The 9,821-nt window shown below is 47.7% G+C and carries 7 protein-coding genes and 1 pseudogene; 5 read left to right on the top strand and 3 right to left on the bottom strand.

All coding sequences use genetic code 11. The features are described 5' to 3' along the window. Window positions 1-124: pseudogene (locus FTU50_RS14450) on the bottom strand (RNA-guided endonuclease TnpB family protein); the annotation flags it as partial. 357 nt (window positions 125-481) lie between these two features. On the opposite strand from FTU50_RS14450, the gene ribF reads away from it, so the two are divergent. The 5 genes from ribF to FTU50_RS14425 all read left to right on the top strand — a co-directional run bounded on the left by ribF (window position 482) and on the right by FTU50_RS14425 (window position 6,084). Beyond that, window positions 482-1,486 (top strand): riboflavin biosynthesis protein RibF, encoded by a 1,005-nt coding sequence (gene ribF, locus FTU50_RS14445; protein WP_016658673.1) that lies wholly within the window; start codon window positions 482-484, stop codon window positions 1,484-1,486. A 61-nt stretch (window positions 1,487-1,547) separates the two neighbouring features. Then, on the top strand, window positions 1,548-4,394 hold the full coding sequence (gene ileS / locus FTU50_RS14440; RefSeq protein WP_104472324.1) for an isoleucine--tRNA ligase: 2,847 nt from the start codon (window positions 1,548-1,550) through the stop codon (window positions 4,392-4,394). After that, complete coding sequence (lspA, locus tag FTU50_RS14435) at window positions 4,387-4,926, top strand: signal peptidase II (protein WP_005181030.1); 540 nt, start codon at window positions 4,387-4,389, stop codon at window positions 4,924-4,926. Before ileS ends, lspA begins: the two co-directional genes overlap by 8 nt. Further along, entirely contained in the window at window positions 4,919-5,401 is a 483-nt protein-coding gene (locus FTU50_RS14430) for a peptidylprolyl isomerase (RefSeq protein ID WP_005181033.1), read from the top strand. The genes lspA and FTU50_RS14430 overlap by 8 nt, the downstream gene beginning before the upstream one ends. Window positions 5,402-5,541: 140 nt before the next feature. Then, window positions 5,542-6,084, top strand: coding sequence for an NADPH-dependent FMN reductase (locus FTU50_RS14425; RefSeq protein ID WP_005181039.1), 543 nt, complete (start codon window positions 5,542-5,544; stop codon window positions 6,082-6,084). Window positions 6,085-6,587: 503 nt separating this feature from the next. Here FTU50_RS14425 and FTU50_RS14420 read toward each other — a convergent pair. Continuing rightward, entirely contained in the window at window positions 6,588-7,754 is a 1,167-nt protein-coding gene (locus FTU50_RS14420; protein ID WP_005181040.1) for a PQQ-dependent sugar dehydrogenase, read from the bottom strand. 370 nt (window positions 7,755-8,124) lie between these two features. Further along, window positions 8,125-9,474: an aromatic acid/H+ symport family MFS transporter gene (locus FTU50_RS14415; RefSeq protein ID WP_016658670.1), complete on the bottom strand. Its 1,350-nt coding sequence runs from the start codon at window positions 9,472-9,474 to the stop codon at window positions 8,125-8,127. Window positions 9,475-9,821: the final 347 nt, after the last annotated feature.

The raw sequence follows: 9,821 nt of genomic DNA, 5'->3' as shown, positions 1-9,821 counted from the left end.
GTTTGCGCTGTAGGTGTTTGAAACACAAATCATTGACATAGTTCCAGACAAAATTAACTTCAGATGCCAATTGGTCTAGCACCTTACAATGTTTGTCTTTTATGCGTAATTTAAGTGTTTTCATGGGCTTATATTAGCTCATATCAGGCTTAAAATATTGGTTTTTAGTAATTAAACGACATTTCATGTCGTGTCGCTTATATCTCTGACCTGAAAGACAGAGTTTTACGCTCCATTTGATAAAAGCTATCCCTGAAATGACAGGTCTTCCAACGACTCCACTTTTTTTCATATCTATGCAGCTTTTCAGTACTGGCTACGCGTTTCCATTTTCATTCGCTCCTGATAAAAACCCGCCAGTGCTGTGGCACCGGTCAAAAATGAGCAAGAAAAATTTTGCATAAAAACAGAACAACAAGACGAATGTGTGAGAATATGGCAATATATAGCCTTTCTTAATGTATAACGTCATTCTTTGCCCATGCAGCTCCTCCGTCTGAATGCTTTAGCGCCTGATTTTCAACTGGAAAAAACTGCCGTTACCATCGGTAATTTTGACGGCGTGCATTTGGGACATCAGGCCATGATTGCCCAGCTAAAACAGCTGGCAGCAGCCCAGCAGCTGAAAACCCTGGTGATGATTTTCGAGCCACAGCCGCTGGAATTTTTTAAAGGCTATGAAGCGCCGCCACGCATCAGCTCCTTAAGAGAAAAAGTCGAATACTTAACCGAGCTGGGTGTAGACTATATTGCAGTCGCCAAATTTGATAATTATTTCCGCAGCTTAAGCGCCGAAGCCTTTGCCGACATACTCAAATATAAACTCAATGCCCACAGTCTGGTGCTGGGTGATGACTTCCATTTTGGCAAAAACCGTCAGGGCAATAGCGAGTTTTTGCAGCAATACGGCTTTCAGGTCACCAACTTAAACACTATTCTGGCCGATGGTGAACGGGTCAGCTCGACCCGGATCCGTCAGACCTTGCAGGCCGGCAATTTAGCGCTGGCAGCCAAATTGCTGGGGCGCCCGTATAGCATTACTGGCCGGGTACAATACGGCGACCAGATTGGCCGGACCATTGATTTTCCAACCATTAATGTCCGTCTGAACCGGCATAAACCCTGCCTGAACGGGATTTATGGCGTGGAAGTGCTCTGTGAAACTGAATCCTTACAAGCCAAAGTTCAGGCAGAGAATCCGAACCAGCCGGGAATTGCCGGCTATGACCCGACCGCGCTGTTTGGCGCCGGTCATGTCGGCACCCGACCAGCCATCAAACAGGACCATCCGGAATGGCGATTAGAAGTACATTTCCCCGAGGTTTCTGCTAATCTGTATGGCCTGTTAATGCGGGTGACGTTCTTAAACTATTTACATGGCGAAAAGGACTATCCTTCGCTTGAAGCCTTAAAAGCTGGAATTGATGATGATGTGGAGAAACTGCTTGAGTTTCGCCGCAGCACCCCAAAATTCCCTTTTGAATAACTCACATTTTTACTGTAAAACGTGTCAGTCAAATGGCTGATTAAATTGGAAGACAACTTGCATGAGCGATAAGCAAACTCCTGAAAATGCAGTGGACTATAAAGCCACACTGAACCTCCCAGGTACTGACTTTGCAATGAAAGCAAACCTCGCAGTACGTGAAGCGAAATGGTTAGAAGAGTGGTATGCCGATGACATTTATCAGCAGATTCGTGCATCGCGTATCGGCAAGAAAAAATATGTGCTTCATGACGGCCCTCCGTATGCCAATGGTCAAATCCACCTTGGTCACGCGGTCAACAAGGTCCTGAAAGACATCATCATTAAAAGTCGTGTCATGGACGGTTTTGACGCGCCATATGTGCCAGGCTGGGACTGTCACGGTCTTCCAATTGAACTGAAAGTTGAAGAAAAAGTTGGCAAAGTCGGCGTCAAAGTTGATGCTTCGACCTTCCGTAAAGCCTGCCGTGAATATGCCTACACCCAGGTCGAACTACAAAAGAAAGACTTTATCCGTATGGGCGTGTTCGGCGACTGGAACAACCCATACCTGACCATGAACTTCAAGCAGGAAGCAGATATTGTCCGTTCTCTGGGTGCCATTGCCAAAGCCGGTCATATCGAGCCAGGCCTGAAGCCAGTGAACTGGTGTCTGGACTGTGGTTCAGCGCTGGCAGAAGCTGAAGTTGAATATGAAGATAAAAAATCCGATGCAATTGACGTCGGTTTTACAGTGGTTGACTTAGCTGATTTGTCTGCACGTTTGGGTGTTGACGTTAAAGACTCAACCGATATCGTGATCTGGACCACCACCCCATGGACCCTGCCAGCCAACCAGGCGGTAGCATTACATGCCGAACTTGAATATCAACTGGTCAAGGCGCGTGGTGAAGAACAGGCCGAGCAAAACTTTATTCTGGCAAAAACACTGGTAGAATCTGCGACCCAGCGTTATGGCTTCAGCTCGGTTGAAGTGCTGGCCGAGTTTGCCGGTAGCAAACTGGAAAATCTGGTGCTGCAACATCCGTTAATTACTGAGCGTCAAGTGCCGGTGATTCTGGGTGAACACGTCACCGATGCCAGCGGTACAGGTGCCGTGCATACTGCACCAGGCCACGGTGTAGACGACTATAAAGTCGGCCTGCAATATAACCTGAAAGTCGACAACCCGGTGGGCGGCAACGGTGTCTATTTACCGACTGCGCCAATTTTTGCTGGTGAACATATTTATAAAGCCAATCCGCAAATTATTGCCGCGCTGGGCGAAGCCAACAAATTGTGGGCACATCATCCCATCAAGCATAGCTATCCGCACTGCTGGCGTCATAAAACCCCGATTATCTTCCGTGCCACACCACAATGGTTTATCAGCATGGATGCCAAAGGTTTACGCCAAGGCGCCCTGAATGCAATTGAAAACGAGATCAGCTTCGTGCCAGATTGGGGTAAAAACCGGATTCAGGCAATGATCGAAGGCCGTCCGGACTGGTGTATTTCGCGTCAGCGTACCTGGGGCGTGCCAATCCCGTTCTTCGTGCATAAAGACACCAACGAACTGCATCCACGTACCCCTGAACTGATCGAAGAAGTGGCTAAACTGATCGAACAGGAAGGTATTGATGGCTGGTATAACCGTGAAGCCAAAGACTTCATTGGTGATGATGCTGAACACTACAACGCCGTACGTGACACCTTAGACGTCTGGTTTGACTCGGGTACAACCCACTATGCCGTGCTGCGTGAACGTGAAGAGCTGCAAGATCCGGCCGATCTGTACCTTGAAGGTTCGGATCAGCACCGTGGCTGGTTCCAGTCTTCACTGCTGACCTCGATTGCGATCAATGAACGTGCGCCATACAAAGGCTTGTTAACGCATGGTTTCGTGGTCGATGAAAAAGGCCGCAAAATGTCGAAGTCACTCGGGAATATCATTACCCCGCAAGACATCATTAAAGACATGGGTGCAGACGGCTTACGTTTCTGGATTGCCTCTGCGGATTACCGTTATGAAATGACCGCCGGTAAAGAAATCTTTAGCCGTGCCTCAGACGGTTACCGCCGTATTCGTAACACGCTGCGTTTCTTGCTGGCCAACTTAAACGGCTTTAAACCATCGACTGATGCCCTGCCGGTGGATCAGCTGATTGCGCTGGATCAATACATCCTGCAACGTGCGTCTGAAGTACAAGAAACCATCAAGAAAGCCTATGAAGATATGAACTTCCATATCGTCACCAGCGCCTTGACCAACTTCTGTATTAATGACTTGGGTGGTTTCTATCTCGACATCATCAAAGACCGTCAGTACACCACCAAAGCAGACTCGCAAGCGCGTCATTCCGCGCAAACTGCGTTGTATCACCTGGTACAGGCCTTTGTACGCTGGATGGCGCCAATCCTGAGCTTCACTGCACAAGAAGCGTGGCCACTGATTCCTGAGCAGTCAGAAAAATATGTATTCACCGCTGAATGGTATGAGCTGCCGGTGGCCTCTGAAGCCAACGTGCTGGCTGAAAGCGAATGGCAAACGTTAATTGCCGTAAAATCTGCCGTGAACAAGTTTATTGAAGCGGCGCGTACTGCAAAAACCGTCGGTTCGAACCTGTCTGCCAAAGTGGAGCTGTGGGCCAATGCCGAGCTGAAAGCAGTGCTGGATAAACTGGGCGATGAACTGCGTTTTGTCCTGATTACCTCTCAGGTGATTGTGAATGAGTTTGATGCCGCACAAGGCGAAGCTTCTGATCTTGACGGTCTGAACGTGAAAGTGTCTGCCGCAGATGGCGAGAAATGTGTACGCTGCTGGCACGTCCTGCCAGATGTGAATACACATCCTGCACATCCAGGTTTATGTGGTCGTTGTATTATTAACCTCCCGACAGGCCAAGGCGAAGAGAGAAAATATGCCTAATCCACAACCGAAAAAGGGCTTATTCCAGTTCTATCCACACAATTTGTGGTGGATCGGACTGTCTATTGTGGCGATTATTCTGGATCAATGGACCAAATGGATTGCAGTCACCCATCTGAATTATGCAGATCCGGTGCCTGTGCTGCCCTTTTTAAATTGGACATTACTGCATAACTATGGCGCAGCCTTTAGTTTCTTGTCCGATGCGGGTGGCTGGCAACGCTATTTCTTCACCTCACTGGCAGGTTTGGTGTCCGTGATCTTTGTGTTCTGGCTGATGCGTATGCCAAAGAACATGCTGGTATTACCGCTGGCCATTGCCCTGATTCTGGGCGGGGCCATTGGTAACCTGATTGATCGGGTCGCTTTGGGCTATGTGGTCGACTTTATTCATGTTTACTACAACAACAGCCACTTCCCTGCCTTTAATATTGCAGATAGTGCCATTACCTTAGGCACCATCTTGCTTCTTATTGATACGTTTTTCCTGGAAAAACACCGTATTCAACGTGCGCAGGCGCAACATGACTGAATTTATCAATCCGAACGAAGACACCCGTATTGAAGCGGGTTCTAAAGTTGAACTTCATTTTTCTGTGGCCATTGAAAGCGGCCCGGAAATTGACAATACCCGTAGCCGTGCCGAACCGGTCAGTCTGGTGATGGGCGATGGCAGCCTGTTACCGGGTTTTGAAAAAGCCCTGTTTGGCTTGCGTGCTGGTGACCGTCGTACCGTGAGCCTGCCACCAGAAGAGGCTTTTGGTCCATGGAACCCGGAAAATGTCCAAACCTTTGACACCGTCAAGTTTGAACAGCGTCCGGTTGAAGGCCACATGATCGAGTTTGAAGATAAGGCCAAACAAAGCCTGTATGGCGTGGTCAAATCGGTCAATGATGACATCACCGAAGTCGACTTTAACCATCCACTGGCCGGTAAAGACATTACCTTTGAAGTGGAAATCTTTAAAGTCACCCCAGCGGGCCAGCAAGGCATTCAACTGAAATAAAAGTTCCACATTTTTGAAAAGCTCCTTCGGGAGCTTTTTTTTTATGCCATTTTCATGAGGCAGATACAAACTGACTCTATTCAGGCTAACGCAATTCACGTTAATTTGATCCCTACAGCAAAAACAACACAGGATAAAACATGAATATTCAGATTATTGTTGGCAGTGTACGCGAGGGACGTACCGCCATTAAAGTCGCACACTGGGTACAGCAGGCCATTAAAAGCTATAACTTTAGTACCGTGCAGACCGAGCTGGTCGATTTAAAAGAATGGAATTTACCCCTGTTTGCCGGTCCGAATCCGCCGCTAAGCGGTATTTATGACCAGCCGCGTCAACAGGAATGGGCCGACAAAATTGCCCAGGGCGATGCCTTTATTTTTATCAGCCCCGAATATAACCATGGCTATAGCCCGGCCTTGAAAAATGCGCTGGATTATCTGGGCAAAGAGTGGCAAGGCAAACCGGCGGCTTATATCGGCTATGGTGCCACCAATGGATCACGCTCGATTGACCAGATCCGTCAGGTCGGCACCCAGCTGGGACTGATTGACAGCAATGCAGTGGTGGAAATCCGCGATATTTTTAGCCGTAACCGTAGCGAAAGCTTTGAACCGAATGAATTTGATGACAAGACCCTGAAACAGGTAGTCGACAAGCTGATTCAATATGTCAGCTCATAATGCCAGCAGCCCTGTAAGCATTTTCTTACAGCAGCTGTGGTGAACTGCGACTAGGGCGCAGAGCGCTTTCATTTTATAGTACCCACATACAGAGACAGGAGGTCTCTTAAATCAAAACAATAACAATAAAAGCAACAACAGCAGGATGCTGATCGGTACGACAGGAGTTATACCGGAATAATGAATCCAGAGAAGCCCGGACAGGATGTTCGGGCTTCTTTTATTTCAGTCCTTTATGTTCTGGTTCTTGTAGATGATGCGCTATTTTAAATCAATCGCTGTTGTACGCCTGAGCGTACAGTACTTGTCGGGTTTTGCGGCTGGTTGGTTCTGATCGCCTGACGTATATTAAAACCATACCGGGACAGGAGGTCTCGTTGCATAAAACAATAATCATAAGCCGCATGCAGGATGCACGCACAGATATAACAGGAGTGATATCTGAGAACTGAATCTAAAAAGCCCCGACAGGACGTCGGGGCTTTTTATTATCTACGAATTCATTATTTGGCTGTCATTTTCAGCAAGCTGGCGCCTTTGCCATCTTCAATGACCCATAAATGACCGTCACGCGCTTCAATCACCCCGCGAATACGCTGTTTCATGTCCAGCCGTTGTACTTCACGTACCGGTTGAGCCTGGGTATCAATCACAATAATCGCCTGCGACGACAATCCTCCGGCAATGGCCTTATTTTTCCACTGTGGAAACTGATCGCCACGGTAAAAGATTAAACTCGAAGGTGAAATAACCGGGGTCCAGTCCAGTTCTGGCGCTTTAAATTCTGGCCGGGTCGCATGATCCGGAATTGGCTGACCACTATAATGATCGCCATTGGACACAATCGGATAGCCATAATTGGCGCCTTTTTCAATCCGGTTCAGCTCATCTCCGCCTTTGGGTCCCATCTCAATTACCCACAGCTGCCCCGCCGGGTCAAATGCCATACCTAAGGGATTCCGATGCCCCAGGCTCCATACCTGTGCCGCAATCTGGCCCTGAGCACGGAACGGATTATCTGGCGCAGCGCTACCATCTGCATTTAAACGTAAGATTTTCCCTAAATTGGAATTCAGGTCCTGTGCCGGGTCAAACTTTTGTCGCTCTCCCGAACTGACCCACAAATAGCCGGCCTGATCAAATAACAGCCGGTGGGCATAATGCCCCTGCCCCGGAACTTTCGGCACTTGGACCCAGATCTGCTGTACATTTTTCAATTGTGGCTGAGCCGCATCTTTTAAATCCAGCTCGGCACGCGCCACCACCGCGCCATAACCGCCTGTGCCGGCTTCCACATAACTTAAATAGACCCAGCGATTCTGGGCAAACTGTGGATGCAGCGCGACATCACCCAAACCGCCCTGCCCGCCATAGGCAACTTTGGGGACACCTTTAACCTCAAGCAGCAGTTTATTGCTCGGGTTAAACAATTTGAGTCGTCCACGCTTTTCAGTAATTAACAAGCGGCCATCGGGCAGCTCAGCCATCGCCCACGGTTCCTGTAAGCGCGCCACCCGTTCCAGCTGATAAGACTGGCTGGTCTTGCTAGTTTCACTGCTTTGGGCGGCTTTCGCTGAATTGGCAGGCTCGGTCTGGGCATTACATCCGGTGGTTAATCCTGCGATGAGCAATGCCGCAGGCCAGGTCAAATATTGTTGTAGTTTTGCCATGACATTTCCTAAAACAGAACAGACAATACTTTGATTGTAGCCCAAAGCCAGTTTTGACCAAGAACACTTGCGTAACCTGCCGGACTTTGTCCGTTTTGGCTTACACCGAATGAAGACAATTGAGGCTAGGAGCAAACCCAGAATTTTCGTATTCTAAATTCATCAGGAAACAGGACGTTTCCCAAACGGAAAACAACAATAATTAGTTTGCGCACCAGGATCGTGAGGTACGACAGGAGTTATACCTAAAGCACGAAATACGAAGAAACCCCGTCAGGATGATGGGGTTTCTTTTTATCTGTGGTTTTTGTTTTCTTAATGCCATAAAAAAAGCCCCCAATCTATGGAGGCTTTTTTCATTTAATACCAATTAGGCTTTGGCAATCGCCGCTTTGCCTGCTTTAATCTGTTCTGCTTCATCTTCACTCATGATCAGCGCCACGGCAATTGCGGTAATCAATACCGGTAAACCGACAGCAATAAAGTTGAAGTGTGCTGGCAGGTTCATACCGAGTAAGCCACCAATCAGGATTGGTCCAACAATCGCACCCATACGGCCAATTGCAGATGACCAGCCAATTCCGGTTGAACGTACTGCCAGTGGATAGTATTGCGCCACATAACTATACAGCAACATTTGTGAACCGATTGACGCCGCACCCGCCAGGAATACCAGGATGTACAGCAAGAACTGGTTTGACTGGAAGCCCATCAGACTCATCACAATCGCGCCCATAATCCCCAGGAACATCAACACCGGTTTCAGATGGAAACGGTCAGCCAGAATACCACCGCCGACAATACCAACCACGGCACCCACGTTCATCACCATCATGAACATCAGACTATTGTCCATTGAATAGCCTGCCGCCATCATCAGTTTAGGCAACCAGCTGCTTAAGGCGTACATGGTCAGCAAGCAGGTAAAGAACGCTAACCAGAACAATAAGGTGTTTAACGCACGGCCACGTTTGAACAGGCTTACCACGTTGGCTGCTTCCGGCACATCGACCTGATGCAGTTCAAATTTGGTTTCATTGCTAATCTGCACTTCTGGGGCCAAGCGGGCCATGATTGGACGCGCCTGTTCCTGCTTGTTCTCTTTCACAATAAACATCAGCGATTCAGGCAGGAATTTCCAGATAATTGGCAATAGCAACAGTGGAATACCGGCAATAAAGAACATGATTTCCCAGCCAAAGCTTGGGGTTAACCAGGCACCCAATAACGCTGCCATCACACCACCAACCGCATAACCACTAAACATGGTGGTCACCAGCGTACTACGCATGTTCTTTGGCGCATATTCAGAGGTTAAAGCCACCAGGTTAGGCATCACCCCACCAATCCCTAAACCGGCCAGGAAGCGCAAAATACCGAATTCTGTCGGATTAGAAGCAAAGCCACCTGCGAAGGTTAGACCACTGAATAACACAATACAGATCATGATGACTTTTTTACGGCCAATTTTGTCGGCCAGCGAGCCGAAAATCATGGCACCGAACATCATCCCTGCCAATGCAGTACTGGCCAGCATACCGGCTTGCACCGCACTTAAGCCCCACTCGTCCATTAATAAAGGCAATACCACACCATTAATGGCTAAATCATAACCATCAAATAAAATGATCAGTAGACACCATGCCACTACATTAAAATGAAATGGTTTAAATTTTGCGTGATCAATGACATCATTTACGTTAATAGTTTGATGTGTCATTCCTCACCTCCTGTGAGTCTGTGTTTCAGTGAACTTCCATAGCAACCCATAATGAAGACCCTCATTTCGAGCCTTCTTCATCCACACTTTGCTAGTGGAGTAGATGGTGCAACTTTCACACAATTTACAGAAAATAAGAATTGAACATTAGTCTACAATCCTATTAATAATTAAAGTTTTATATATTATTCTCATTAGACATAAGTTTTATTTTGCTTTATTAAGCACACAAATTTTCTGCATAAAAAAATCCCCCTGCTGTTTAAGCTAGGGGGATTTTGAATTAATGAGCTGGCGATGACTTACTCTCACATGGGTAACCCCACACTACCATCAGCGCTAAGAGG

Source organism: Acinetobacter sp. YH12112, from assembly GCF_013418945.1.
In the GTDB taxonomy this organism is placed as follows: domain Bacteria; phylum Pseudomonadota; class Gammaproteobacteria; order Pseudomonadales; family Moraxellaceae; genus Acinetobacter; species Acinetobacter indicus.
The sequence above is the reverse complement of the archived record's forward strand: the minus strand, read 5'-3'. Positions and strand labels throughout refer to the sequence as shown.